Annotated in this window: 22 protein-coding genes and 6 tRNA genes; 2 read left to right on the top strand and 26 right to left on the bottom strand. The window is 59.1% G+C overall.

The annotated features are described in order from the left end of the window. Window positions 1-2: 2 nt before the first annotated feature. On the bottom strand, window positions 3-2,585 hold the full coding sequence (gene leuS / locus GF111_RS06695) for a leucine--tRNA ligase (protein WP_038877455.1): 2,583 nt from the start codon (window positions 2,583-2,585) through the stop codon (window positions 3-5). Between the two features lie 285 nt (window positions 2,586-2,870). Between leuS and GF111_RS06690 the strand changes: the two genes are divergently transcribed. After that, a complete protein-coding gene (locus GF111_RS06690; RefSeq protein WP_025301844.1) occupies window positions 2,871-3,353 on the top strand; it encodes a zinc ribbon-containing protein in 483 nt (160 codons plus the stop codon). A 40-nt stretch (window positions 3,354-3,393) separates the two neighbouring features. Here GF111_RS06690 and GF111_RS06685 read toward each other — a convergent pair whose 3' ends face one another. The 13 genes from GF111_RS06685 to miaB all read right to left on the bottom strand — a co-directional run bounded on the left by GF111_RS06685 (window position 3,394) and on the right by miaB (window position 15,712). After that, complete coding sequence (locus GF111_RS06685; RefSeq protein WP_047728532.1) at window positions 3,394-4,098, bottom strand: FMN-dependent NADH-azoreductase; 705 nt, start codon at window positions 4,096-4,098, stop codon at window positions 3,394-3,396. Between the two features lie 146 nt (window positions 4,099-4,244). Then, window positions 4,245-5,177, bottom strand: coding sequence for a pyrimidine-specific ribonucleoside hydrolase RihA (gene rihA, locus GF111_RS06680; protein WP_038877458.1), 933 nt, complete (start codon window positions 5,175-5,177; stop codon window positions 4,245-4,247). Window positions 5,178-5,276: 99 nt separating this feature from the next. After that, window positions 5,277-5,738, bottom strand: coding sequence for a hypothetical protein (locus GF111_RS06675; RefSeq protein WP_038877460.1), 462 nt, complete (start codon window positions 5,736-5,738; stop codon window positions 5,277-5,279). Between the two features lie 194 nt (window positions 5,739-5,932). Then, window positions 5,933-6,658, bottom strand: a complete 726-nt coding sequence (locus GF111_RS06670) for an amino acid ABC transporter ATP-binding protein (protein ID WP_162420110.1) — start codon at window positions 6,656-6,658, stop codon at window positions 5,933-5,935. Further along, window positions 6,658-7,332: a glutamate/aspartate ABC transporter permease GltK gene (gene gltK / locus GF111_RS06665; protein ID WP_004939982.1), complete on the bottom strand. Its 675-nt coding sequence runs from the start codon at window positions 7,330-7,332 to the stop codon at window positions 6,658-6,660. Before gltK ends, GF111_RS06670 begins: the two co-directional genes overlap by 1 nt. Further along, the gene (locus GF111_RS06660) at window positions 7,332-8,072 is read right to left on the bottom strand and encodes an amino acid ABC transporter permease (protein ID WP_038877462.1); all 741 of its coding nucleotides are present in this window, start codon (window positions 8,070-8,072) and stop codon (window positions 7,332-7,334) included. Before GF111_RS06660 ends, gltK begins: the two co-directional genes overlap by 1 nt. A gap of 212 nt (window positions 8,073-8,284) precedes the next feature. Beyond that, window positions 8,285-9,181 (bottom strand): amino acid ABC transporter substrate-binding protein, encoded by an 897-nt coding sequence (locus tag GF111_RS06655; protein ID WP_038877465.1) that lies wholly within the window; start codon window positions 9,179-9,181, stop codon window positions 8,285-8,287. Window positions 9,182-9,573: 392 nt separating this feature from the next. Then, window positions 9,574-11,103, bottom strand: a complete 1,530-nt coding sequence (gene lnt / locus GF111_RS06650) for an apolipoprotein N-acyltransferase (protein WP_147190417.1) — start codon at window positions 11,101-11,103, stop codon at window positions 9,574-9,576. A gap of 7 nt (window positions 11,104-11,110) precedes the next feature. Further along, entirely contained in the window at window positions 11,111-11,989 is an 879-nt protein-coding gene (corC, locus tag GF111_RS06645) for a CNNM family magnesium/cobalt transport protein CorC (RefSeq protein ID WP_004939973.1), read from the bottom strand. 84 nt (window positions 11,990-12,073) lie between these two features. Then, window positions 12,074-12,547 carry an rRNA maturation RNase YbeY gene (gene ybeY, locus GF111_RS06640; protein WP_033637441.1) on the bottom strand — a complete coding sequence of 158 codons (474 nt, stop codon included), beginning with the start codon at window positions 12,545-12,547 and terminating at the stop codon, window positions 12,074-12,076. After that, window positions 12,544-13,599: a PhoH family protein gene (locus GF111_RS06635; protein WP_025301852.1), complete on the bottom strand. Its 1,056-nt coding sequence runs from the start codon at window positions 13,597-13,599 to the stop codon at window positions 12,544-12,546. The genes ybeY and GF111_RS06635 overlap by 4 nt, the downstream gene beginning before the upstream one ends. 234 nt (window positions 13,600-13,833) lie before the next feature. After that, window positions 13,834-14,169: a zinc ribbon domain-containing protein YjdM gene (locus GF111_RS06630; protein WP_038877472.1), complete on the bottom strand. Its 336-nt coding sequence runs from the start codon at window positions 14,167-14,169 to the stop codon at window positions 13,834-13,836. Window positions 14,170-14,287: 118 nt separating this feature from the next. Further along, window positions 14,288-15,712 (bottom strand): tRNA (N6-isopentenyl adenosine(37)-C2)-methylthiotransferase MiaB, encoded by a 1,425-nt coding sequence (miaB, locus tag GF111_RS06625; RefSeq protein ID WP_038877474.1) that lies wholly within the window; start codon window positions 15,710-15,712, stop codon window positions 14,288-14,290. Between the two features lie 197 nt (window positions 15,713-15,909). On the opposite strand from miaB, the gene ubiF reads away from it, so the two are divergent. Next, window positions 15,910-17,091, top strand: a complete 1,182-nt coding sequence (ubiF, locus tag GF111_RS06620) for a 3-demethoxyubiquinol 3-hydroxylase (protein ID WP_055316092.1) — start codon at window positions 15,910-15,912, stop codon at window positions 17,089-17,091. 87 nt (window positions 17,092-17,178) lie between these two features. Here ubiF and GF111_RS06615 read toward each other — a convergent pair. From GF111_RS06615 to nagB, 12 genes are all read right to left on the bottom strand, one after another. After that, window positions 17,179-17,253 (bottom strand) — tRNA-Gln (locus GF111_RS06615). 4 nt (window positions 17,254-17,257) lie between these two features. Continuing rightward, window positions 17,258-17,334 (bottom strand) — tRNA-Met (locus GF111_RS06610). A gap of 41 nt (window positions 17,335-17,375) precedes the next feature. Continuing rightward, a tRNA-Gln gene (locus GF111_RS06605) sits at window positions 17,376-17,450 on the bottom strand. Window positions 17,451-17,494: 44 nt separating this feature from the next. After that, window positions 17,495-17,569 (bottom strand) — tRNA-Gln (locus GF111_RS06600). Between the two features lie 30 nt (window positions 17,570-17,599). After that, window positions 17,600-17,684 (bottom strand) — tRNA-Leu (locus GF111_RS06595). 15 nt (window positions 17,685-17,699) lie between these two features. Further along, a tRNA-Met gene (locus GF111_RS06590) sits at window positions 17,700-17,776 on the bottom strand. Window positions 17,777-17,994: 218 nt separating this feature from the next. After that, complete coding sequence (gene asnB, locus GF111_RS06585; protein WP_004939961.1) at window positions 17,995-19,659, bottom strand: asparagine synthase B; 1,665 nt, start codon at window positions 19,657-19,659, stop codon at window positions 17,995-17,997. 284 nt (window positions 19,660-19,943) lie between these two features. After that, window positions 19,944-21,383 carry a glycosyl hydrolase family 18 protein gene (locus tag GF111_RS06580; protein WP_094460396.1) on the bottom strand — a complete coding sequence of 480 codons (1,440 nt, stop codon included), beginning with the start codon at window positions 21,381-21,383 and terminating at the stop codon, window positions 19,944-19,946. A 189-nt stretch (window positions 21,384-21,572) separates the two neighbouring features. Beyond that, window positions 21,573-22,325, bottom strand: coding sequence for an HAD-IIA family hydrolase (locus GF111_RS06575; RefSeq protein WP_004939957.1), 753 nt, complete (start codon window positions 22,323-22,325; stop codon window positions 21,573-21,575). Window positions 22,326-22,392: 67 nt separating this feature from the next. Continuing rightward, window positions 22,393-23,613, bottom strand: coding sequence for an N-acetylglucosamine repressor (locus GF111_RS06570; RefSeq protein WP_004939956.1), 1,221 nt, complete (start codon window positions 23,611-23,613; stop codon window positions 22,393-22,395). A gap of 27 nt (window positions 23,614-23,640) precedes the next feature. Beyond that, entirely contained in the window at window positions 23,641-24,780 is a 1,140-nt protein-coding gene (gene nagA / locus GF111_RS06565) for an N-acetylglucosamine-6-phosphate deacetylase (RefSeq protein WP_038877480.1), read from the bottom strand. An 18-nt stretch (window positions 24,781-24,798) separates the two neighbouring features. Then, on the bottom strand, window positions 24,799-25,599 hold the full coding sequence (nagB, locus tag GF111_RS06560; protein ID WP_038877482.1) for a glucosamine-6-phosphate deaminase: 801 nt from the start codon (window positions 25,597-25,599) through the stop codon (window positions 24,799-24,801). Between the last annotated feature and the right edge of the window lie 246 nt (window positions 25,600-25,845).

Raw genomic sequence — 25,845 nt, 5'->3', positions numbered from 1 at the left:
TGTTAACCCACAACCAGGTTAAGCAGTTTGCCCGGAACGTAGATCACTTTGCGAATCGTGACGCCGTCCAGATATTTAGCCACCAGATGCTCTTCGGCAGCGCGCGCACGCACCTGCTCTTCGGTCGCATCGGCAGATACGGTGATTTTAGCGCGAACCTTGCCGTTCACCTGCACCACCACCAGCTTGGAGTCTTCGACCATCGCCTGCTCGTCGGCAACCGGCCATGGCGCGGTGTCCACGTCGCCTTCGCCGCCCAGCGCCTGCCACAGGGTGAAGCACACGTGCGGGGTGAACGGGTACAGCATGCGAACCACGGCCAGCAGCGCTTCCTGCAGCAGCGCGCGATCCTGCTCGCTCTCCTGCGGCGCGCGGGCCAGCTTGTTCATCAGCTCCATCACGGCGGCGATCGCGGTGTTGAAGGTCTGACGGCGGCCGATATCGTCGGTTACCTTGGCGATGGTTTTGTGCAGATCGCGGCGCAGCGCTTTCTGATCTTCGTTCAGCGCCGCTACGTCGAGCGGCTGTACCGCGCCTTTTTCCACGTGATCGTAGGCCAGTTTCCACACGCGTTTCAGGAAGCGGTTAGCCCCTTCCACGCCGGATTCCTGCCACTCCAGCGTCATTTCTGCCGGTGAAGCGAACATCATGAACAGACGCACGGTGTCCGCGCCGTATTTTTCCACCATCTCCTGCGGGTCGATGCCGTTGTTCTTCGACTTCGACATTTTGCTCATGCCAGCATAGACCAGTTCACGGCCTTGCGGATCGGTGGCCTTGATGATGCGGCCCTTATCGTCGCGCTCGACGGTGGCGTCAACCGGAGATACCCAGACGCGCTCGCCGCTGTTGCCGGTGTAGTAGAAGGCGTCGGCCAGCACCATGCCCTGACACAGCAGGCGCTTGGCCGGCTCGTCGGAATCCACCAGGCCTGCATCGCGCATCAGCTTGTGGAAGAAGCGGAAGTACATCAGGTGCATGATGGCGTGTTCGATACCGCCGATATATTGATCGACCGGCAGCCAGTAGTTGGCAGCGGCCGGATCCAGCATACCCTGGTCATACTGCGGGCAGGTGTAGCGCGCGTAGTACCAGGAAGACTCCATAAAGGTGTCGAAGGTGTCGGTTTCACGCAGCGCCGGCTGGCCGTCGACGGTGGTCTTCGCCCACTCAGGATCGGCCTTGATCGGGCTGGTGATGCCGTCCATGACCACGTCTTCCGGCAGGATCACCGGCAGCTGATCTTCCGGCGTCGGCATCACGGTGCCGTCTTCCAGCGTCACCATCGGGATTGGCGCGCCCCAGTAACGCTGACGGGAGACGCCCCAATCGCGCAGACGGTAGTTGACCTTGCGCTGGCCCACGCCCTTGGCGACCAGTTTGTCGGCGATGGCGTTGAAGCCCGCTTCATTGTCCAGGCCGTCGAATTCGCCGGAGTTGAACAGCGCGCCTTTGTCGGTCATCGCTTCGGCGCTCACGTCAGGCCGGCTGCCGTCGAGGTTCAGGATCACCGGCTTGATCGGCAAATCGTATTTGGTGGCGAATTCCCAGTCGCGTTGGTCGTGCGCCGGTACCGCCATCACGGCGCCGGTGCCGTATTCCATCAGCACGAAGTTGGCGACCCACACCGGCAGCTTCTCGCCGCTCAGCGGGTGGACAACGAACAGGCCGGTCGGCATGCCTTTCTTCTCCATCGTCGCCATTTCGGCTTCGGCAACTTTGGTGTTGCGGCATTCGTCGATGAAGTCGGTCAGCGCCGGGTTGTTGCGCGCGCCCTGTTGCGCCAGCGGGTGGCCCGCGGCGACCGCCACGTAGGTGGCGCCCATGAAGGTGTCGGGACGGGTAGTGTAAACCGTCAGCTTCTCTTCGCTGTCCGCCACGTCGAAGGTGATTTCCACGCCTTCGGAGCGGCCAATCCAGTTGCGCTGCATGGTTTTCACCTGCTCTGGCCAGCTTTCAAGCGTGTCCAGATCGTTCAGCAGCTGATCGGCGTAGGCGGTGATTTTGATGAACCACTGCGGGATCTCTTTACGCTCGACCTTGGTGTCGCAGCGCCAGCAGCAGCCGTCGATAACCTGTTCGTTGGCCAGTACGGTCAGATCGTGCGGGCACCAGTTCACCGCCGAGGTCTTCTTGTAGACCAGGCCTTTTTCATACAGCTTGGTGAAGAACCACTGTTCCCAGCGGTAGTATTCCGGCTGGCAGGTGGCGATTTCGCGATCCCAGTCGTAGCCGAAGCCCAGCAGTTTCAGCTGGTTCTTCATGTATTCGATGTTGTCGTAGGTCCACGGGGCCGGTGCGGTGTTGTTTTTCACCGCCGCGCCTTCCGCCGGCAGGCCGAACGCATCCCAGCCGATCGGCTGCAGTACGTTTTTGCCCAGCATGCGCTGATAGCGCGAGATCACGTCGCCGATAGTGTAGTTACGAACGTGGCCCATGTGCAGTCGGCCGGACGGGTAAGGCAGCATGGATAGGCAATAGTACTTTTCCTTGCTGTCGTCTTCGGTAACTTTGAAAGTCTGCTTCTCTTGCCAGTGAAGCTGTACGTTCGATTCTATGTCTTCTGGACGGTATTGCTCTTGCATGGCGGCCGGTGGTCCTGTAGGTGTAAACCGTTGCCCCGGTCAGAGGCAACGCAATGAACATTTAGTATTCGTAGATCCGCATAGCATAGCTGATAAGACCTCCCGGCAACAACTCCAAGCACCTGACTCGGCGCATTTAAAAAAAACGCCGCCATGACGCGGCTCACAACCTGCGGATCCCGCGTCTTGCCAAGTGACATCAGTCATTTACGGCTAAAATAAGAACAAGTAGCTTAGGGGGTTCCCTATAGCCAAGTCCGGCGCAGCGTTTATCGAGGAGAGTCTATGAACAAGGTTGCTCAGTATTACCGCGAATTGGTGGCATCGCTGACCGAACGCCTGAAAAACGGTGAACGCGATATCGACGAACTGGTGGCCAGCGCGGAGCGGCGGTTGAACGAGGCCGAAGATCTGACCCGCGACGAGGTGCGGCAGGTGACGCAGGCGGTGCGGCGCGATCTGGAAGAGTTCGCCCGCAGCTATCAGGAAAGCCGGGATGAGTTTACCGACAGCGTGTTTATGCGGGTGATCAAAGAGAGCCTGTGGCAAGAGCTGGCGGATATCACCGACAAAACCCAGCTGGAGTGGCGCGAAGTGTTCAAGGATGTCAGCCACCACGGCGTTTACCACAGCGGTGAAGTGGTGGGGCTGGGCAATCTGGTGTGTGAGCAGTGCCACTACCACCTGGCGTTCTATACGCCGGAGGTGTTGCCGCTCTGCCCGAAATGCGGTCACGACCAGTTCCAGCGCCGGCCGTTTGAACCTTGATGACGTTCCCCGCTGCGGCGGGGAACGCTAAGGCCGGCATTTAACGGAGCAGTTTCTTCAGCAGGTTGCTCAGGAAACCGCCGCTGACGGCTGCCGGGGCGGCTTGCGCCTGCGCCGGTGCGTTGGCCGCTACGGCGATGCCGGCCGGGATTTTCTGCGCGACCGCGATGCGGCTGTCCTGGGCGGCTTTCTCTGCCGCTTCCGGGCCGTAGGCGAAGCCTTCCGCCAGCACGAACTCAACGTCGGTGATGCCGATAAAACCCAGGAACAGCTTCACGTACGGCGTGATCAGGTCCGTCGGCGTGTCGGCATGGATGCCGCCGCGGCTGGAGATGACGATCGCTTTCTTGCCCGTCACCAGCCCTTCGGCGCCGGCGGAGGTATAGCGGAACGTCTGGCCGGCGCGGGCGATCAGATCGAAGTAGATCTTCAGCTGCGTCGGGATGTTGAAGTTGTACATTGGGGCGCTGATGATCAGCGTGTCGTGCGACTTCAGTTCGGCAATCAGCTCATCGGACAGCGCCAGGGTACTTTGCTGGTGCGGCGTCAGCGGCTTGTCGCCGGCGGTAAAACCGGCCATCACTTCGCCATCCAGCTCCGGCAGGGTCGGGTTGGCCAAATCGCGCACGGTGAACGTGTCTTCAGGGTGATTTTCACGCCATTGTTCAACAAAAAAATCGACTAATTTTCCAGACTGGGAATATTCACCCAGAATGCTTGATTTCAGGACCAGTACGCGGCTCATTGGCTTATCTCCAGGCGAAGTCTAATCGGTAACGATGTCATCGGTGTAAACGCATGGTAGAGGCAAGCCAAGAACAGTGATAGCGCAAAAATTCGCTTAGTTAAATCAAAAAAGTTGAATGAGGGCGCGAGCGCGCCCCGATGGGATCAATAACGCGCTACGCGCTCGGCCAGCAGATCGATAAAGCCTTCGCGGTTGATGCCGGTCAGCACTTCCACGTTGGCCGCGTTGCCGGTTTGCTGGAAATAGTCCACCACCGTCATGCCGACGGTGTATTCCCCTTTGGTTTCCACCCCCACCCAGCGCTCTACGCCGGTAAACAGCTGCGGCGCCAGCAGCCAGGCGATGGTGCAGGGATCGTGCATCGCCGCGCCGGGCAGGCCGCGCGGATGGCTGAGGTACAGCGGCAGGTAAAAATCGAGCATCTCCGCGACCGCCTGCGCGACCGGATTGTCTATCTGGCGAATGCGCTCGATATCCTGCGGTAACACCAGCGCCTGATGGGTGACGTTCAACCCGGCCATGGTCAGCGGCACGCCGGATTTCAGCACCATTTCGGCGGCTTCGGGATCGACGAAGATGTTGAACTCCGCGACCGGCGTGGTATTACCGGCGTTCATGCCGCCGCCCATGAATACGATGCGCTCGATGCGGCTTTTCAGCTCGGCATGCTGGGCCAACAGCAGGGCGATGTTGGTCATTGGACCGGTCACCACCAGAGTTATCGGCTGCGGGCTGGCGCGCAGCAGGTCAGCGATCAGCTCAACGGCGCCGCGGGGATCGGGTTTGATTGTCGGCGTCGGCAGGTGGGTGTTGCCCATGCCGGTTTTGCCGTGGACATAGTCGGCGATCACCAGTTCGCGCATTAGCGGGCCGCCGGCGCCGGCGGCGACCGGTATGTCCTCGCGCTGCATCAGGGTCAACAGACCCAGCGCGTTATGCAGGGTTTTCTCCGGCGTCTGGTTGCCGGCGGAGGTGGTGATGGCTTTGACGTCCAGCTCCGGCGAACGCAGCGCCATAGCCAGCGCGATGGCGTCGTCGAGGCCGGGATCGCAATCGATGATAATAGGGCGGGGCATGTTCTTTCTCCTCTGTTTGTTATCCAGCGAGCATCGGATCAAAACCGGGGAGAAACAAGCGCTTTTAGTGCCGGGCGTTTGCGCGACGGGATAAGGCGTTCAGACACCGCAGAGTTCATGAGCGCTGCGTTTCCATTCTTCCACCTCGGTTGGGTGCAAGAAGGAGTAATAGACGGTAGTGCCGTCGGGCAAGATATTTTGCAGTGCCTGCATGCAGTTGGCCTCGCAGGGGCGCAGCTCGATATACACGTTGGTGATCGGCACCTGCTCCTTATCGGCGTCAAAGCGTTCGATGCGCCTTATCGCCGCAACCAGCGCGGCCATTTCGGCATGTAGCTTGACCCAGTTATGGGTGTAGATATCCGGCGGCATCTCCATTTTCATCTGGCTATTGCCAAAGGCATAGCGAGTGCTGCCGCGCAGCTGGTATTCGATGGTGGCGCAACAGGACTCAGGCCCGAAACCCGGTTTTTCAATCAGTTTCTTCTTGTCTTCCAACGTGCGTCGAACAATCGGATAACCGGATTTGATGTTGTACTCCGCTTGTACCAGTTGAATCATGCCAGCTTCTCTGGTGGGTGAGTTAATCATCAAAGGTAGGACAGCCTGCAGGGTCGCGCGTTGTTTACGGTCATCGCGACGGGGAGTTTAAGATAAATCCTAACTTTGTGGAGGCGGCAATGAGAGGCATTCAGGCGCATGGGCGCCGAAAAACAAGCGCCCCTTGGGGCGCTTGGGTTTAGGGGACTGCGCGATCAGTGCAGGATCTTGGCCAGGAAGTCCTTGGCGCGCTCGGACTCGGGGTTGTTGAAGAAATCGTCTTTGTTGCGGTCTTCGACGATTTTGCCTTCGTCCATAAAGATCACCCGATTCACCACCTTACGGGCGAAGCCCATTTCGTGGGTCACCACCATCATGGTCATACCTTCGTTCGCCAGTTCGACCATGACGTCCAGCACTTCGTTGATCATTTCCGGATCGAGCGCCGAAGTCGGTTCATCGAACAGCATGGCGATAGGATCCATGCACAGCGCGCGGGCGATGGCGACGCGCTGCTGCTGGCCACCGGACAGCTGACCGGGGAACTTGTTGGCATGGGCGGAGAGGCCGACGCGCTCCAACAGCTTCAGGCCCTTCTCGCGCGAGGCGATCTTATCGCGCTTGAGCACTTTCACCTGCGCCAGCGTCAGGTTGTCGATGATAGACAGGTGCGGGAACAGCTCGAAGTGTTGGAACACCATGCCGACCTTGGCACGCAGCTGCGCCAGGTTGGTTTTCTTGTCGTTGACCGGCGTGCCGTTCACCAGGATGTCGCCCTGCTGGATCGGTTCGAGGCCGTTGACGGTTTTGATCAGGGTGGACTTGCCGGAACCTGAAGGACCGCAGACGACGACCACTTCGCCTTTTTTCACTTCGGTGGTGCAATCGGTCAACACCTGAAAGTGACCGTACCACTTAGAAACATTTTTCAGGGATATCATCAAACAGTCCTTTTCTTCAAATAGCTTACCAGCGCCGAGGCGGCGAGGCTGATAACAAAATAGACAAAGCCGGCGAACAGGATCATTTCAACCTGGGTGCCGTCGCGTTCGCCGATGGTCGACGCGGTGCGGAAGAAGTCGGCCAGGCTCAGTACGTAAACCAGCGAGGTATCCTGGAACAGTACGATGCCCTGGGTCAGCAGCAGCGGCACCATGGCGCGGAATGCCTGCGGCAGGATCACCAGCCGCATGGATTGCCAATGGGTCATGCCCAGCGCCAGCGCGGCGGAAGATTGGCCGCGCGAGATGCTGATAATGCCGGCGCGGATGATTTCCGAGTAATAGGCCGCTTCAAACAGGGAAAAGGCTACCATAGCCGAGATCAGGCGAATATCGGTTTTCGGCGATAACCCTAGAACCTGTTGTAATAAGCTTGGAACCACCAGATAGAACCACAGCAGCACCATCACCAGCGGCACCGAGCGGAACAGGTTGACATACAGGGTGGCGAACCAGCTGATCGGTTTGAACGGCGACAAGCGCATCACCGCCAGCACGGTACCCCACAGAATGCCGACCACGATGGCGGTCACGGTGATCTTCAGCGTGATCACCATGCCCTGCAGCAAATAAGGGAAGCTTGGGACGATCGACGCCCAGTCAAATTCGTACATTATTTACTCCCCAGGTTGCCAGGCAACTGCACTTTCTTTTCGACCAGACGCATAAACAGCATGATAACGGCGTTGATGCCGATATAAGCCAGCGTGATGGCGGTAAAGGATTCATAGGCGTGTGCGGAGTAATCCAACAGCTTGCCGGCCTGCGCGGCCATGTCCACCAGCCCGATGGTGGAGGCGATGGCGGAGTTTTTGACCAGGTTGAGCATTTCCGAGGTCATCGGCGGCACGATCACCCGGTAGGCGTTCGGCAGCAGCACGTAGCGGTAGGTTTGCGGCAGCGTCAGGCCCATCGCCAGCCCGGCGGCTTTCTGGCCGCGCGGCAGGGACTGGATGGCGGCGCGCACCTGCTCACAAACGCGGGCGGCGGTAAACAGCCCCAGGCAGAGCATGGAGGAGACGAAGAACTGCACGTTGGGATCCAGCTCGCTTTTGAACCAGGTGCCGATATTGGCCGGCAGCAGCTCGGGGATCACCAGATACCAGGTAAAGAATTGCACGATCAGCGGCACGTTGCGGAACAGTTCGACGTAACAGGTGCCGAGGGTGGAAAGAAAGCGGTTGGGCACGGTACGCAAGATACCGAACAGCGAACCGACGAAGAAAGCGATAATCCATGCACAGACGGAGAGGGCCACGGTGACCTGAAAGCCGGACCAGATCCAGCCGAGGTAAGTGGTGTTCCCAAACGGGGCCTGCTGCAGGAAGATACCCCAGTTCCAATCTATTGACATAACAAACTCCGGTAAACGGGCACAGGGCGCCGAAGATTGATGACTTGATGAGCGCCGATCGCCGCGCGGCCAGTCTGGCTGGCTTGTTGTGTACGGATGTCGGTGGCGCGCGTTGGGGAAAATGAGGGAGGGGAACGGCCCCCCTCATTCCTGTCTGTCCCAGTCATCAACTGGGCCGGTTTGGCCTGTGGCCGCCCCGGCTCTTGTTCTATTTAGTTCAACGCTTTGTCGTTAGGCTCTTTGAACAGCTGCTTCATGTCGTCCGACAGTTCGAAGTTCATGTTGAGGTTTTTCGGTGGAATAGGCTGCTTGAACCATTTGTCAAACCACTTGGCCGCTTCACCGGAGGTTTGCGCCTGGGCGATGGTGTCATCGACCAGCTTTTTGAACTCAGGATCGTCTTTGCGCAGCATGCAGCCGTAGGCCTCTTTCGACTGCGGCGTGCCGATGATTTCCCACTGATCCGGCTTCTTGGCCTTGGCGCGCTCGCCCGCCAGCAGGGCGTCGTCCATCATGAAGGCCACTGCGCGGCCGCTTTCCAGGGTGCGGAAGGAGTCACCGTGGTCTTTGGCGCTGATGATGCGCATGTTCATTTTGTCGCTGTCGTTCAGCTTGTTCAGCAGCACTTCGGAGGTGGTGCCGGAGGTGACCACCACCGGTTTGCCGGCCAGGTCTTTAAAGTCTTTGATGTCGGAGCCTTTTTTCACCAGCAGACGGGTGCCGACCACGAAAATGGTGTCGGAGAAGGCGGCCTGTTTTTGGCGCTCGAGGTTATTGGTAGTGGAGCCGCACTCGAAGTCATAGGTGCCGTTTTGCAGCAGCGGGATGCGGTTCTGCGAGGTAATCGGCAGCATTTTCACCTGCAGATTCGGTGCATTCAGTTTTTTCTTAACGGCTTCAACGATTTGGTTGGAGTAGTCCTGAGAGTAGCCCACAACTTTTTGTTGGTTGTCGTAGTAGGAAAAGGGCACTGACGATTCGCGGTGGCCGACAACGATCACGCCGTTGTCTTTGATTTTCTTCAGCGTACCGGACAGGTCTTCCGCATGCGCCACGCTACCTGCCATACCGAGCAGCAGTAACGATAACGCCAATTTACGCATTTGCATGGTCCAACTCCTTTGCTGTTGTGGTGGCTCTGACTAAAGAGCGTCAGGTTAAATCGGCTATTTATTGTTCAAGTTATAAAGATAGTCTTAGAACGGATAGCCGTTAAAAAATAACCGATTGTGAATATCTTGAAACTAAAATGTTTCATTTTTTGAGACGCCGCGCGCACCAAATCAATGCAACGAAACCCTGACGCCCCCGCGTGGTGCGCTCAATGCACCCAAAATGTGCACAGGTGCGACAAAACGTCAGCAAAAGTAAATCGGCGCGCGATGTCACCAGAGTTAAAGCAAGGAGTGTGCCAGCCGCGTTGATTTAACGGCGTTTTCTGACCAAGGAGGGGACAGTGACGAGAACGCGGGGCGCGGCGGGCGCGCCCCGGCGAGAAGGACTATTTGCGGCGCAGGCCCAACATCAGCGCCCAGCCGCCCAGCAGCAGGGTTATCACCCACAGCGGCGTGGCGCCGAAGCGCGCGTAAGGCGTGACGCCGGTGGTCGGCGTGACCTTCACTTCGAGCACCTGACGGGTAAACTGCGGGAGCTCGGCGATCACCTCGCCGTTCGCATCCACCGCGGCGGTAACGCCGTTGTTGGTGCTGCGCAGCAGCGGCCGGCCGAGCTCCAGCGCCCGCATGCGCGCCATCTGGAAGTGCTGCCACGGGCCGATGGAGTGGCCGAACCAGGCATCGTTGGAGATGGTCAGCAGGAAATTGGTGTCCGGGCGGAAGTTATCGCGCACCTGCTGGCCCAGCACGATTTCGTAGCAGATGGCCGCCGTCAGGTTGTACCCGCGCACGCTGAGCTGCGGCTGCACGTAGTCGCCGCGGCTGAAGGAGGACATCGGCAGATCGAAGAACGGCGCCAGCGGCCGCAGCAGCGTTTCCAGCGGCACGAACTCGCCGAACGGCACCAGGTGGTGCTTGTTGTAGCGATCCTTGGCCGGGTAGCTGTACGGCGTCGGTTCGCCGAGCACGATGGCGCTGTTGTAGATTCGCTGGCCCTGTGGCGTGGCGCGTACGTCGACGATGCCGGTGATCAGGCTGCTGTTCTTCGCCCGCATCAGGTCGTCCATCATGGTCAGGAAGCCGTTCTGGTTGGCTTCATAATCCGGGATGGCGGACTCCGGCCAGATGACGATCGGCGCCTTGCCCACGTACGGACGGGTTTCGTCCAGATAGGTTTGCAGCGTGCTGACCAGCGCTTTCGGATCCCATTTCATCGACTGCGCGATGTTGCCTTGCACCATGGCGACGTTCACCGCTTTCTCCGGCTGCGGAGTAAACCACTGCAGCTGGCGCAGCGGCCACGGCAACAGCAGCAGCGCGGCGGCGATGACCGCAGCCGACAGGCGGCGCTGATTGACGGCGTACACCAGCAGGCCGGCGATGGCCATCAGCACAAAGGTGATGGCGTCGACGCCCAGCAGCGGCGCGATGCCCTTCAGCGGGCCGTTGATCTGGCTGTAGCCGAACTGCAGCCACGGGAAGCCGGTCAGCACCCAGCCGCGCAGGAATTCGGTCACCTGCCACAGCGCCGGCGCGGCGATGGCCAGCCGCCACCAGCGGGTGGTCGGCCACAGGCGCGTCAGCAGCCCGGCGAACAGCCCGGTATACAGCGACAGGTAAGCGGCGAGCAGCACCACCAGGAAGACGTTGACGGCGAAAGGCATGCCGCCGAAATCGGCGATGCTGACATACACCCAGTTGATGCCGCTGCCGAACAGCCCGAAGCCCCAGACAAAGCCGAGTAGGGCAGACTGTTTGGTGGTGCGATTGAGGGTAACGGCCAGCAGGCCGAACAGGGAGACGATGGCCGCGGGCCAGAAGTCGTAGGGCGAGAACGCCAGCGTCCCGCCGGCACCTGACAACAGCGCCAGCAGGGCGCGAACCCGCTGGCGTTCAAGTAATGAGGCTTTAGCCATGTTGGATTTAATCTTCCAGTTTCGGTGGTGGAGAATCGTCCGGAATTTTTACATGAACCTGGATAATACGTCGACTGTCAGCCATGGCAACTTTAAATAGGTAACCTTCGATTTCAATGGTTTCCCCGCGCGCCGGCAGGTGACCGAAGGCCTGCATCACCAGACCGCCGATGGTATCGACCTCGTCGTCGCTGAAATGGGTGCCGAAGGCTTCGTTGAAGTCTTCGATCGGGGCCAGCGCGCGCACGGTGTACATGTGGCGGCTGAGCTGGCGGATATCCAGATCGTCTTCGTCGTCGTATTCGTCTTCGATCTCGCCGACGATCAGTTCCAGAATGTCTTCGATGGTGACCAGGCCGGATACGCCGCCGAATTCGTCAATGACAATCGCCATGTGATAGCGCTGGGAGCGGAACTCTTTCAGCATCCGGTCGACGCGCTTGCTTTCCGGCACCACCACCGCGGTGCGCAGCACCTTGTCGATGCTGAACGGCTCGGAGTCTGCGCGCATGAACGGCAGCAGATCCTTGGCCATCAGGATGCCTTCGATGTGATCTTTGTCTTCGCTGATCACCGGGAAGCGCGAGTGGGCGGAGTCGATAATCACGTCCAGGCACTCTTCCAGCGTCTGATTGCGCTTGAGCGTCACCATCTGGGAGCGGGGGATCATGATGTCGCGCACGCGCTGCTCGGCGATATCCATCACGCCTTCCAGCATGTCGCGGGTATCGGGATCGATCAGGTCGTTTTGTTCGGAATCACGGATCAGCTCGACCAGATCGCCACGGTTTTTGGGCTCGCCGTGGAACAGCTGGTTAAGGATAAGAGTAAAGAACCCCTTCTTGGGACTGGGGCTGTCATTGCTTTGTGAATGGTCGTCGCTCATGGCGTTTTCGTTACTGTCACTCATGTCAGAGTTAAGGGGCGTCAGCGACAGCCCCGCAGGGGGCTGTAGGGTAAACGGCTGACGTCAGACGGGGTCTTTTTCCGCCAGGTACGGATCAGGATAACCCAGTCCGTGCATGATTTCGGTTTCCAAAGACTCCATTTCTTCGGCTTCATCGTCTTCGATGTGGTCATACCCTAGCAGATGAAGACTGCCATGGACAACCATATGCGCCCAGTGGGCCTCCAGCGCCTTGCCTTGCTCAATCGCTTCCTGTTCAACCACCTGGCGGCAGATGATCAGGTCGCCAAGCAGCGGCAGCTCGATGCCCGGCGGGGCCTCGAACGGGAAAGAGAGCACGTTGGTCGGCTTGTCTTTGCCGCGGTAGGTCAGGTTCAGCTCGTGGCTTTCCGCTTCGTCCACCAGACGCACGGTCACCTCGGCCTCTTCCTGAAATTGCGGCAGCACGCCTTCCAGCCAGCGCTGGAAGGTGGCCTCATCCGGCAGGCCGTCGCCGCTTTCACAGGCAATCTGCAGATCCAAAATCACCTGGCTCATGGTGTCTCCTGCTCGGAGGCGGCGAGCGCCTCGCGCTTACGTTGTTCGGCAATCGCGTCTTTGCGTTTCTGTTCGGCCGCTTCCCAGGCCTCATAGGCGATGACTACGCGGGCCACCACCGGGTGGCGCACCACGTCCTCGCTGTGGAAGAAGTTGAAGCTCAGTTCTTCCACGTCCGACAGCACTTCCACCGCGTGGCGCAGGCCGGATTTCTGGTTGCGCGGCAGGTCGATCTGGGTGACGTCGCCGGTGATGACCGCCTTCGAGTTAAAGCCGATGCGCGTCAGGAACATCTTCATCTGTTCGATGGTGGTGTTCTGGCTCTCATCCAGAATGATAAAGGCGTCGTTCAGCGTACGGCCGCGCATATAGGCCAGCGGCGCGACTTCGATCACGTTGCGCTCGATGAGCTTCTCCACGCGCTCGAAGCCCAGCATCTCGAACAGGGCGTCGTACAGCGGGCGCAGGTAAGGATCGACCTTCTGGCTCAGATCGCCGGGCAGGAAGCCCAGTTTTTCGCCGGCTTCGACCGCAGGGCGGGTCAGCAAAATGCGGCGAATTTCCTGGCGCTCCAGCGCATCCACCGCGGCGGCAACCGCCAGGTAGGTTTTGCCGGTGCCCGCCGGGCCGATACCGAAGGTGATGTCGTGATCGAGAATGTTGGCGATGTACTGCGCCTGGTTAGGCGTACGCGGTTTCACCATGCCGCGCTTGGTTTTAATGGTGACCGCCTTGCCGTAATCCGGCACGCTGTCGGCCACCTGTTCCAACACCCGGCTCTCTTTGATAGCCAGGTGGATTTGCTCCGGATCGATATCCGGGATCACGCCGCGAATCGGCGCGGTATCCACGTACAGATGGCGCAGGATATCGGCGGCGGCAACCACGCACAGGTTTTTGCCGACCAGCTTGAAACGGTTGTCGCGGCGATTGATTTCAATGCCCAATCGGCGCTCGAGTTGCTTGATGTTGTCATCAAACGGGCCGCACAGGCTGAGCAAACGCTTATTGTCTGCGGGCTCTAACAAAATTTCTTGTGTTGCGACGTTCAAACTATTCCTCTAGGTCACATCGGGCCTGGTTGATGTCACATAGCGCGTTCGGGACGCGCGCGTTCAGGACGAGCCTGAATACTCTCTTTCTTGAATTATTCATGGTGCGCCGCAACGGCGCAAGTTTACCGCTGATCTATCTGTGCGCCATCGGCGGAATTCAAGGGAAGATAAGGAAAAAACGCGGCGGGGCGCAAAGCCCGCCGCGTCATCACTGAACAAGGCCGCCGTGAATCAGTTCTTTTTCACGAACTCGGATTTCAGCTTCATCGGGCCGAAGCCGTCGATTTTGCAGTCGATGTTGTGATCGCCTTCGACCAGGCGAATGTTTTTCACCTTGGTGCCGATCTTCAGCATCGAGGAGCTGCCTTTGACCTTCAGGTCTTTGATCACGGTGACCGCATCGCCGTCCGCCAGCAGGTTGCCGTTGGCGTCTTTGACGATCAGCGCGTCCTGATCTTCCGCCGGGGTGCTGTCACTCCACTCGTGGGCGCACTCAGGGCAGATGAACAGGGCATTGTCCTGGTAGGTGTATTCGGAGTTGCACTTCGGGCAGTGTGGGAGTTGCATGTTATGTCGCCTCTTCAACAATAAAAAAATAAAAAAGAAAATCACCGGGCGCGGGCGCCCGGCGGAGAAACGGTAAGGAGTAGCGCGAATGGGCGGCGATAAGGCGGCCGCCGCGGCGTCAGGGCTGGTAAATGCCGACGCCCAGCGCGTTTTCTTTGCGGGTACGGGCGATCACCGACTGCGGGGATTCATGTACGCGCAGATCCATCTGCTGTTCGGTGCGCACCACTGCGCCACGCAGGGTGTTGGTCAGCACCTCGGTAATTTCCACGTCGACGAACTGGCCGATCATGTCGGGCGTGCCCTCGAAGTTTACCACACGGTTGCACTCCGTGCGCCCGGCCAGTTCCATCACGCTTTTGCGCGAGGTGCCCTCCACCAGAATGCGCTGGACGGTGCCGAGCATGCGGCGGCTGAACTGCAGCGCCTGCTGGTTGATGCGATCCTGCAGAATATACAGCCGCTGTTTTTTCTCTTCTTCGCTGACGTCGTCGACCATGTCCGCCGCCGGGGTGCCCGGGCGCGACGAATAGATGAAGCTGAAGCTGACGTCGAAATTGACGTCGGCGATCAGGTTCATGGTCTGTTCGAAGTCGGCCTGGCTTTCGCCCGGGAAACCGACGATGAAATCGGAGCTGAGCTGAATGGCCGGCCGCGCCTTGCGCAGCTTGCGGATAATCGCCTTGTACTCCAGCGCGGTGTGCGCACGTTTCATCATGGTCAGGATGCGATCCGAACCGCTCTGCACCGGCAGATGCAGGAAGCTGACCAGCTCCGGCGTGTCTTCGTACACCGCGATGATGTCATCGGTGAACTCGATAGGGTGGCTGGTGGTGAAGCGAATGCGATCGATGCCGTCGATGGCCGCGACCAGGCGCAGCAGTTCGGCGAACGAACAGATCTCGCCGTCATGCGTGGCGCCGCGGTAAGCGTTGACGTTTTGGCCGAGCAGGTTGACCTCGCGCACGCCCTGCGCCGCCAGTTGGGCGATTTCGAACAGCACGTCGTCGCTCGGGCGGCTCACTTCTTCGCCGCGGGTGTAAGGCACCACGCAGAAGGTGCAGTATTTGTTGCAGCCTTCCATGATCGACACGAATGCGGTCGGGCCTTCGGCGCGCGGTTCCGGCAGACGGTCGAATTTTTCGATCTCCGGGAAGCTGATGTCGACCACCGGGCTGCGGGTGCCCTGAACGTGATTGATCATTTCCGGCAGGCGGTGCAGGGTCTGCGGGCCGAATACCACGTCGACGCAGGGCGCGCGGCTGCGGATCAGTTCGCCTTCTTGCGAGGCCACGCAACCGCCGACGCCGATGATCACCGACGGATTCTTTTCTTTCAGCAAGCGCCAGCGCCCCAGCATGGCGAAAACTTTCTCCTGCGCTTTTTCACGGATTGAGCAGGTGTTCAGCAGCAGCACGTCCGCCTCTTCGGCATTTTCGGTCCACTCGAAGCCGTGCGTGCTGTTCAACAGGTCGGCCATTTTCGATGAATCATACTCGTTCATCTGGCAGCCCCAGGTTTTGATATGTAGTTTTTTCGTCATTGACTTGCCATTACTCAGTGCGGAGCGAAAGTTGCGTTACGCGACATGCAGGGCGCGTATTGTAATCATTTGCCGCCGTTGTGACCAGCGCGGGGGAAAATGGCACGCGACCTGAAGCCGAAGCGAAAATCCGGTACACTGCGTAAAACGCCATGCCGGGTGGGATGGCGACCATTCATACAGAAAACATAGCCAATATGAAGACATCTCAAAATCGGTATGACGCGGTGGTGGTGGGCGGCGGCATGGTCGGCGCGGCGGCGGCCCTGGGGCTGGCACAGGCGGGCTGGTCGGTGGCGTTGCTGGAACATCAGGCGCCGCAGGCGTTCGAGGCGCAAAGCCCGCCGGATCTGCGCATTTCCGCTATCGGCTGCACTTCGGTGGGGCTGCTGAAACAGCTCGGCGCCTGGCAGGCCGTGACGGCGATGCGCACGGCGCCGTATCGCCGGCTGGAGACCTGGGAATGGGCGTCGTCGCGCGTGGCGTTCGACGCGGTGTCCCTGGGGTTGCCCGAGCTGGGCTTTATGGTGGAAAACCGCATTCTGCAGCTGGCGCTGTGGCAGCAGTTCGCGCAGTGCGCCAACCTGACGCTGCTGTGCCCCGCCAGGCTGCAATCGCTGCAGCGGGCGGACAATGCCTGGCAGCTGACGCTGGACGGCGGCGAGACGCTGCAGGCGCGCCTGGTTGTCGGCGCCGACGGCGCCAACTCGCAGGTGCGCAAGCTGGCGGCGATCGGCACCAACGGCTGGCAGTATCGTCAGGCGTGCATGTTGATCACCGTCGATACCGGCGCGCCGCAGCAGGATGTGACCTGGCAGCGTTTCTTCCCGTCCGGGCCGCGTGCCTTCCTGCCGCTGTACGACAGTTGGGCGTCGCTGGTGTGGTATGACAGCCCGCAGCGCATTCGCCAGCTGCAGGCGATGCCGCCAGCGCAGCTGGAGCGTGAGATCGCCGCCGCTTTCCCGGCGCGACTGGGCCCGGTCAAGGTGCACGCCGCCGGTTCGTTCCCGCTGACGCGGCGTCATGCGCAGCGTTACGTGCTGCCGGGGTTGGCACTGCTGGGGGATGCGGCGCATACCATCAATCCGCTGGCGGGGCAGGGCGTCAATCTGGGGTATCGCGACGTGGATGCCTTGCTGAACGTATTGAGCGATGCGCGGGAGCAGGGAGAGGACTGGAGCAGCGAGGCGGTACTGCTGCGTTATCAGCGCCGCCGCCGTACCGACAATTTGCTGATGCAGAGCGGCATGGATCTATTCTATACCGCTTTCAGCAATAACCTGGCGCCGCTGAACGTGGCGCGCAATCTGGCGCTGATGGCCGCGCAGCGGGCGGGCAAGCTGAAAGAGCATGCGTTGAAGTACGCGTTGGGATTGTAACCGACAGGGCTCAGCTGCGGCTGGGCCCGTTAGGATTGGCTGAACGCCGGACAGCAAAAAGCCCGCCGAAGCGGGCTTTTCTAAATATGGCTGGGGTGCCAGGATTCGAACCTGGGTATGCTGGTATCAGAAACCAGAGCCTTACCGCTTGGCGACACCCCAATTATGGTGGCTACGACGGGATTTGAACCTGTGACCCCATCATTATGAGTGATGTGCTCTAACCAGCTGAGCTACGTAGCCGATGTTACTTTTTACTTCTTTGATTTGCAAGCAGTTTGTTATGGCTGGGGTACCTGGATTCGAACCAGGGAATGCCGGTATCAAAAACCGGTGCCTTACCGCTTGGCGATACCCCACCTGCAAACAAATCTTATGTTGAAACCCCATTCTCGAAAGAATATGGCTGGGGTACCTGGATTCGAACCAGGGAATGCCGGTATCAAAAACCGGTGCCTTACCGCTTGGCGATACCCCATCAACATACTGCGCCGACGATGAAGAGAAATGGTGCGGGAGGCGAGACTTGAACTCGCACACCTTGCGGCGCCAGAACCTAAATCTGGTGCGTCTACCAATTTCGCCACTCCCGCAATGCAAAAAAGAGATGGTGGCTACGACGGGATTCGAACCTGTGACCCCATCATTATGAGTGATGTGCTCTAACCAGCTGAGCTACGTAGCCCTCTTTTTTTGCTTTGCCTTCATCGGCGTTGCGGGGCGCATTATGCGTATATGACCGATTTGCGTCAACAAGTTTTTTCCCGAAAAAGTGCCGGGAAGCGCCGTTTGTCTGGGTTGTGAACATTATGGCGATAAAATCGGCAATTCAGGCAGTTGGCGGGGGGAAAAGGCAACAAAAAGGCGGGCCAAAAGGCCCGCCTTGGGGAAAACGCCGCGCGATTATTTATAGGCGGCCTGGTGCACGCCAACGGCGCGGCCGGAAGGATCGTCCATCTTCTTGAACGATTCGTCCCATTCGATGGCCTTGGCGGACGAGCAGGCGACGGACGGGCCGCCCGGCACGCATTCGGCGGCGCTCGGCAGCGGGAACAGCTCCTCGAAGATTTCGCGATACAGGTAGCCTTCTTTAGAGGTCGGCGTGTTGTACGGGAAGCGGAAACGCGCGGTTTCGAGCTGTTGATCGCTGATTTGCTGCGCAGCGACCTCTTTTAGCGTGTCGATCCAGCTGTAGCCAACGCCGTCGGAGAACTGCTCTTTCTGGCGCCAGGCCACGCTGGCCGGCAAATAGGACTCGAAACATTCGCGGACGATGTGTTTTTCCATTTTGCCGTTGCCGCACATTTTATCTTTCGGGTTGATGCGCATCGCCACGTCGAGGAATTTCTTGTCCAGGAACGGCACGCGGGCCTCAACGCCCCAGGCGGACATCGCCTTGTTGGCGCGCGCGCAGTCGAACATATGCAGCGCCAGCAGCTTGCGCACGGTCTCTTCGTGGAATTCGCGGGCGTCCGGCGCCTTATGGAAGTAAAGGTAGCCGCCGAACACTTCGTCCGCACCTTCGCCGGAGAGCACCATCTTGATGCCCATCGCCTTGATTTTGCGCGACATCAGGTACATTGGCGTCGAGGCGCGAATGGTGGTGACGTCATAGGTTTCGATGTGGTAAATCACGTCGCGGATGGCGTCCAGGCCTTCCTGCACGGTGAAGTGGATCTCATGGTGCACGGTGCCCAGATGGTTGGCGACCTCCTGCGCGGCGCGCAGATCCGGCGAGCCTTCCAGGCCGACGGCGAAGGAGTGCAGCTGCGGCCACCAGGCTTCGCTGCGTTCCTGATCTTCCACGCGGCGCGCGGCGTACTTCTTGGTGATCGCCGAGATGACAGAGGAATCCAGCCCGCCCGACAGCAGCACGCCGTAAGGCACGTCGGACATCAGGTGGCTTTTCACCGACTCTTCCAGCGCGGTGCGCAAGGCGGCGGCGTCGGTCACGTTGTCTTTGACGCTGTCGTAATCGAACCAGTCGCGGCGATAGTATTCGCGGATCTCACCGTCCTGGCTCCACAGGTAGCTGCCGGCCGGGAATTCCTTGATGGTGCGGCACACCGGCACCAGCGCTTTCATTTCCGAAGCGACGTACAGGTTGCCGTGCTCGTCGTGGCCCATGTACAGCGGGATGATGCCCAGATGATCGCGGCCGATCAGGTAAGCGTCTTTTTCGGTGTCATACAGGGCGAAGGCGAACATGCCTTGCAGATCGTCGAGAAAGTCCGGGCCTTTCTCCTGATACAGCGCCAGGATCACTTCACAGTCGGACCCGGTCTGGAACGCGTAGCGGTCGCTCAGCTGTTGGCGCAGCGCCTGGTGGTTGTAAATTTCGCCGTTGACCGCCAGAACGTGGGTGTGCGCGGCGTTGTACAGCGGTTGAGCGCCGTTGTTGACGTCGACGATCGACAGGCGTTCGTGGGCCAAAATGGCTTTGTCGCTGGCGTAGACGCCGGACCAATCCGGGCCGCGGTGGCGCATCAGGCGCGACAGCTCCAGCGCTTTCTTACGCAGTTCAACGGGATCGGACTTCAGATCGAGCACACCGAAAATAGAACACATACAACTCTCCTAACGGGCTTTCATGACTGTGATGTTGTTTTTTACTGTTATGGGCAGCATTGCCGATTCATCAGCGATAAAGCGGTTTTGCTGCGCTGTGGTTATGAAAATGCGCCTAAAGCTGCAGGAGATGCAAGCGTTTTAGCCATACGCTGAGAAATAGTTGTTTTCGTAGCTGCGATTTTTAACGGATTTTCAGTTATTGGCGGGAAAAATTGGCGATTATGCAATTTTTAGCGTGATGACGGGATTGCCGGCCGGTCTGGCCGGCAATCGATTAGCGATTAGGCGATGAGCTGCCACAGGGTGAAGGCGGCGTCCGGCGTCCAGCCGGCGTTGGAGGTGTGCGCCTGGATACAGGTGTATTTCTTGCCTTTATAACTCACCACGTCGCCGGCTTTGTAGCTGTGGTTGTTCTGCCACTCGGGCGCACCCGGATCGGGCGGCGTGCCGTCGTTGGCGGTTTTAACCGCCAGCGCGCTGCTCGGCAGCGAGGTATTGCCCTGGCTGTCGGTCGCGGTAACGAAGTAGCTGTACTGGGTGGCCGGGGTCAGGCCGCTGTCGGCCAGCGACAGGCCGGCGGTCTGGCCGATCGGGGTGCCGTTGCGGTAGACGGTGTAACTGGCGATCGGTAAGGCGCCGGTGGCGGCGGCCCAGCTCAGCTTCAGCGAGGTGGCGCCCAGATCGGCGACCGTCAGCGCCGTCGGTGCATTAGGTTTTCCCGGCGGCGGGGTAACGCCGCCCTGAATCAGCGGCGCGTAGCGGGTTTTGAATTCCCAGTTGTAGGCCACGCCGGCCTTGCTCTTGCCGTTGTCCCAGTTGATTGACCAGGTCATCAGGCCTTTGATCGACAGGTTCTTGGCGTCGAGACGGGAGAAGGCGTTATATACCGCCTGTTTGTTGACTACGTAGCCGGTGGCGGCGGCATCGTTGTTGCTCGGCAGACCGATGACGAATTTTGCTGCAGGGATCTTTGCATAGCCGCGGGTGCCGGTGACCAGGCTTTCCGTCAGGTAGTAGAGGAAGTCCTCTTTCATGGCGTCGTTATTTTGTGTGATCCAGGCGTTGAGCTCGTCCACCCAAATACCGTCGCCACCCTGGTTATAATATTGCGGCGCGATAAAGTCATAATAGCCTTCGAGGGCGTTGATATAATCCAGGTAGGTGCCGTTGGTGCGTAAATACGGGAATTCCGGCGCCATGCTGATAATAAAGTTTTTCCCCTGCGCGGCGTAATAGTCTTTTACTTTTTTCAATGCCGCAGGCAAAACGGTTTTATTATTGGCGGCGCCGATCGCCGCCTGTTCCAAATCGATATCCAGGCCATCGAAGCCATAGACTTCCACCAGACGAATAATCTCGTCTTTCAGCTTATCTTCGTCGCCGGTTTTCAGCTCGATATGCGCGTCTGCGCCGCCGAGGGAGATCAGCACCGCGCGGCCCTGGCTGTTCAGCACGCCCACCTGGCGGCGGAACTCGGCGTCGGACAGGTTGTAAGGTTTGAAGGTTGGGATGCCCTGGCCTTTCATAAAGGCGACGGCCACCACGTTGTATTCGGCAGGAATATCGGTCAGGTTCATATTGGCGAACTGGCCTTGCTGATAGCCGTCACTGGCGCCGGCGGCCCAGTTGTGCCAAAAACCCATCAGGATTTTTTTATTGGCGATAGTCGGCATAATGGCTGCGTCATCGGCGGCGGCATTGATCATGTTATCTGTGCTCATGGTAGCCTCATTAATTAGGGGTAAAGGTTTTCCGCTGGCCGGCAATATCAGCTATTGGCGGGGCGTAAGGTTATAATGAGGATTTTTAGCGCAGGCAGGCTGAAACCTTTTGTGGCCATGAACGAATTAAATTCAAACTGCGGTCAGGAAGAGAGAAATAATGGCGGCCGGGCAGCCGCCATAAATGCATCAGAAGATGGTGATATCGGCAACGGAAGGGTAGACGTAGCTCGGGCGGAACGGCATGGTTTCGATGTCGCTCAGCGTGGAGACGCCGGACAGCACCAGCACGGTTTCCAGACCGGCCTGGAAGCCCGCCAGAATGTCGGTGCGCAGGTTGTCGCCGACGATCACCGTCTCTTCCGAGTGCGCCTGCATTTTGTTCAATGCGGCGCGAATGATCCACGGGCTGGGCTTGCCGACGTAAAACGGCTTGCGGCCGGTGATCTTCTCGATGGGGGCGCACAGCGCGCCGCAGGCCGGCGAGAAGCCGTGGCCGTGGCTATCTGGGTTGGTGGCGATAAAGCGTGCGCCGTTACTGACGAAGTAGGCGGCCTTGTGCATCATGTCCCAGTTGTAAGAGCGGGTTTCACCGACGATCACGAAATCCGGGTTGATGTCGGTGATGGTGAAACCGGCTTTGTACAGCTCATGGATCAGGGCGCCTTCGCCGACCACGTAGGCTTTTTTGCCTTCCTGGCGGCGCAGGAAATCGGCGGTGGCCATCGCCGAGGTATAGAACGCGCTCTCCGGCACTTCCAGCCCGGCGGCGGCGAAGCGGTTCGCCAGATCCTGCGCGGTCTGTGACGGGTAGTTGGTCAGCACCACCAGCGGCATGCCTTGTTCCTGGATGCGCGCCAGGAACAGATCGGCGCCGGGCACCGGCGTATTGTCATGCAGCAGCACGCCGTCGATATCGCATATAACGTTTTTGATTTTCATTTGTCGCTGTTTCTCATGATTACGGCAGGCAAGGGGTGACGATAACACACCTGCCAGAAGCGGCGGATCAGCTTTCCAGCAATCGCTGCAAGAGCACGCCGTTGAGCATCGCGCGTTTGGCCAGGGCGAAAGCACCGATCGCCGAGCGATGATTGAGTTCGGAGGTCACCACCGGCAGATTTTTGCGGAAGTCCTTCAGCACCTGGGTATTGATGCAGCTCTGGATCGCCGGCAGCAGCACCTTGTCCGCTTCGGTGATCTCACCGGCGATCACCACCTTCTGCGGGTTGAACAGGTTGATGGCGATGGCCACCGCCTTGCCCAGATAGCGGCCGACGTGTTCGATCACTTCGCTGGCCAGCAGATCGCCGCGGTTGGCGGCCTTGCAGATGGCGTTGATGCCGCAGTCTTCCAGCGTCAGTTTGCTCGGGTAGCCCTGGCTCAGCAGCTGGCGCACGCGCTGTTCGATCGCCGCGTTGGCGGCTACGGTTTCCAGGCAGCCGAAGTTGCCGCAGTGGCAGCGTTCACCCAGCGGATCGATCTGGATATGGCCGATTTCGCCGACGTTGCCGTTATTGCCGAGAAAAATCTGCCCGTTGACGATGATGCCGGCGCCGGTACCGCGGTGCAGGCGCACCAGAATCGAGTCTTCGCAGTCGCGGGTAGCACCGAAGTAGTGCTCCGCCAGCGCCAGGCTGCGGATGTCGTGGCCGACGAAGCTGGTGACGTTGAAGCGCTGCTGCAGGTTGTCGACCAGCGCCCAGTTGCTGACGCTGATGTGCGGCATGTAGCGCACCACGCCCAGCGCCGGATCCACCAGGCCGGGCAGGATCACCGCGATGGCGATCAGCTCGCGCAGGCGGCGCTGGTTTGCTTCGATGAATTGGGCGATGGCGGCGAACAGCGCATTTTCCAGCGTTTCCTGGGTGCGTTCCGGCAGCGGATAGTGTTCTTCGCTGAGCGATTTACCGCTCATGTCATACAGGGTGATGGTGGCGTCGTGGCGGCCGAGACGCACCGCGACGGTATGGAAATGACGGGTTTCCGACACGATGGAGATCGCGCGGCGGCCGCCGGTGGAGGCTTGCTGATCGACTTCTTTGATCAGCCCGCGCTCCAGCAGCTGGCGAGTAATTTTGGTGACGCTGGCGGGAGCAAGCTGGCTGAGTTCGGCAATTTGAATGCGCGAGATCGGGCCCTGCTGGTCGATCAGGCGGTAAACTGCCGCGCCGTTAAGCTGTTTGACTAAGTCAACGTTCCCTATTTGTGCTTGTCCGCCAGTGCTCATCAATAATGTTACTCGCTGTTCATTGAATTAAACCTCGTTACCGTTAACGAGCGTTTTGGTGATCTTGAAATCACGGGTGAAGGCGGTCAGGTTAGCCACCTTGCCGGCTTCGATGGTGCCCAGACGCTGCTCGACGCCGATGGCGCGCGCCGGATACAGCGTCGCCATGCGCAGCGCTTCGTCCAGCGCGATGCCGATATGCTCGACACTGTTTTGCACCGCTTCGATCATGGTCAGCGCGGAACCGCTCAGGGTACCGTTCTCATCCACGCACAGCCCATCCCGATAGTATATTGTTTTACCGGCGAAAATAAATTGGTCAATATCTGCACCTGCCGGTGCGGTCGCGTCGGTGACCAATACCAATTTATCACCTTTCAGGCGTTTGGCGTTACGGATACTCGCCCAGGCCACGTGATGGCCGTCGGCGATGATGCCGGTATAGACCTCCGGCGTATCGAAGATCGCCCCCATCAGCCCCGGTTCGCGGCCGGTGATATACGGCATGGCGTTGTACAGGTGGGTGGCGAAGCTGATGCCGGCGGCGAAGCCGGTGCGTGCCTGATCGTAGGTGGCGTTCGAGTGGCCGGCGGAGACCACGATGCCGGCCTCGGTCAACTGCTTGATAACGTGCGGCTCAACCATTTCCGGCGCCAGCGTCACCTTGGTGATCACGTCGGCGTTGGCGCACAGGTAATCGATCATGTCCTGCGTTGGCTTGCGAATGAACGCCGGGTTATGGGTGCCTTTTTTCACCGGGCTGAGGTAGGGCCCTTCCAGGTGCAGGCCCAGCGCCTGGTTTTGGTGCTTTTTCAGATAAGCGCGCATCACGTCGACGCTGTGCTTCATGAATTCGTCGCTGCTGGTGATCAGCGTCGGCAGATAGCTGGTGCAGCCGGATTTCTCGTTGGCGCGCTGCATGATCTCCAGCGTTTCTTCCGAAATCGCTTCCAGCGAATCGTTGAACTGGACGCCGCCGCAGCCGTTCAGCTGCACGTCGATAAGCCCGGGGGCCAGGATGGCGCCACCCAGGTCGCGCGTTTCGATGCCGGCGGGCAATTCAGCCGCCGGGCAGACTCTCTCGATCAGCCCATCAGCGATAATGACTGCATGGTCATCAAGTACGTCGTGGCCGGTATAGATCCGGCCGTGGGTTAAAGCGAACATCGTAGCCCCCTGCAAAGATTAAAGACTTTTTACGCTTTCCGCTTCTAACTCACGGAAATATTTGACGGTTTTGACTTTCAGCTCCATAGTAGCCGGCTCGTCGCACACCACGACCGCTTTGGCGTGCAGCTGCAGGCAGCTGATGGTCCACATGTGGTTGATGTTGCCTTCCACCGCGGCTTCCAGCGCCTGCGCCTTGGCGTGGCCGGTTACCAGGATCATCACTTCTTCCGCGTCCAGCAGCGTGCCCACGCCGACGGTCAGCGCATATTTCGGCACCAGGCTGACATCGCCGCCGAAGAAGCGCGAGTTGGCGATGCGGGTGTCTTCGGTCAGCGTTTTGATGCGGGTGCGCGAACCCAGAGACGAAGCCGGCTCGTTGAACGCGATATGGCCGTCGATGCCCACGCCCCCCATGAACAGGTTAATTTTGCCGTAAGACTTGATCTTCTCTTCGTACTGGCGGCACTCGGCGTTGACATCCGCGGCGTTGCCGTTCAGCAGGTTGATATTTTCACGAGGGATATCAACGTGGTCAAAGAAGTTGCGGTACATGAAGGTGTGGTAGCTTTCCGGGTGTTCCTGCGGCAGGCCAACGTACTCGTCCATGTTGAAAGTCACAACATGCTTAAAGCTTACTTCACCTGCTTTGTGCATCGCAATCAGATGTTTGTAGGCTTCCAGCGGCGTACCGCCGGTGGGCAGGCCGAGGACAAACGGGCGCTCTGCGGTTGGCTTGAATGCGTTGATGCGTTGAACGATATGACGCGCGGCCCATTTGCCGACTTGTGCGGTATCTTTCAGTGGGATAAGTCTCATCTAACACCTCTTGGGATAAGTAAACTAAAGCTATACTGTACGGGCCTGCGGGAGTCGTAAGCGTAACCCAGCTTTATGATTCTCGCGTGAATCGTCCGTCCGGTTGATTTTTTGAATGATAAAATAAGTTTTGTGTGATGGCCAGCAATCTGGGAGGCAAAGACTACTTTTTGGTGATATTTATCACAAAAAGGGAGGTTTTAATTTGCGATACAAAATAAATTTTTTACACTCGGCATGAGTGAT

It is taken from the genome of Serratia sp. HRI (assembly GCF_010119335.3).
Taxonomy (GTDB): domain Bacteria; phylum Pseudomonadota; class Gammaproteobacteria; order Enterobacterales; family Enterobacteriaceae; genus Serratia; species Serratia nevei.
Note: the sequence above shows the minus strand (reverse complement) of the source record. Positions and strands in the feature narration are given on the sequence as shown.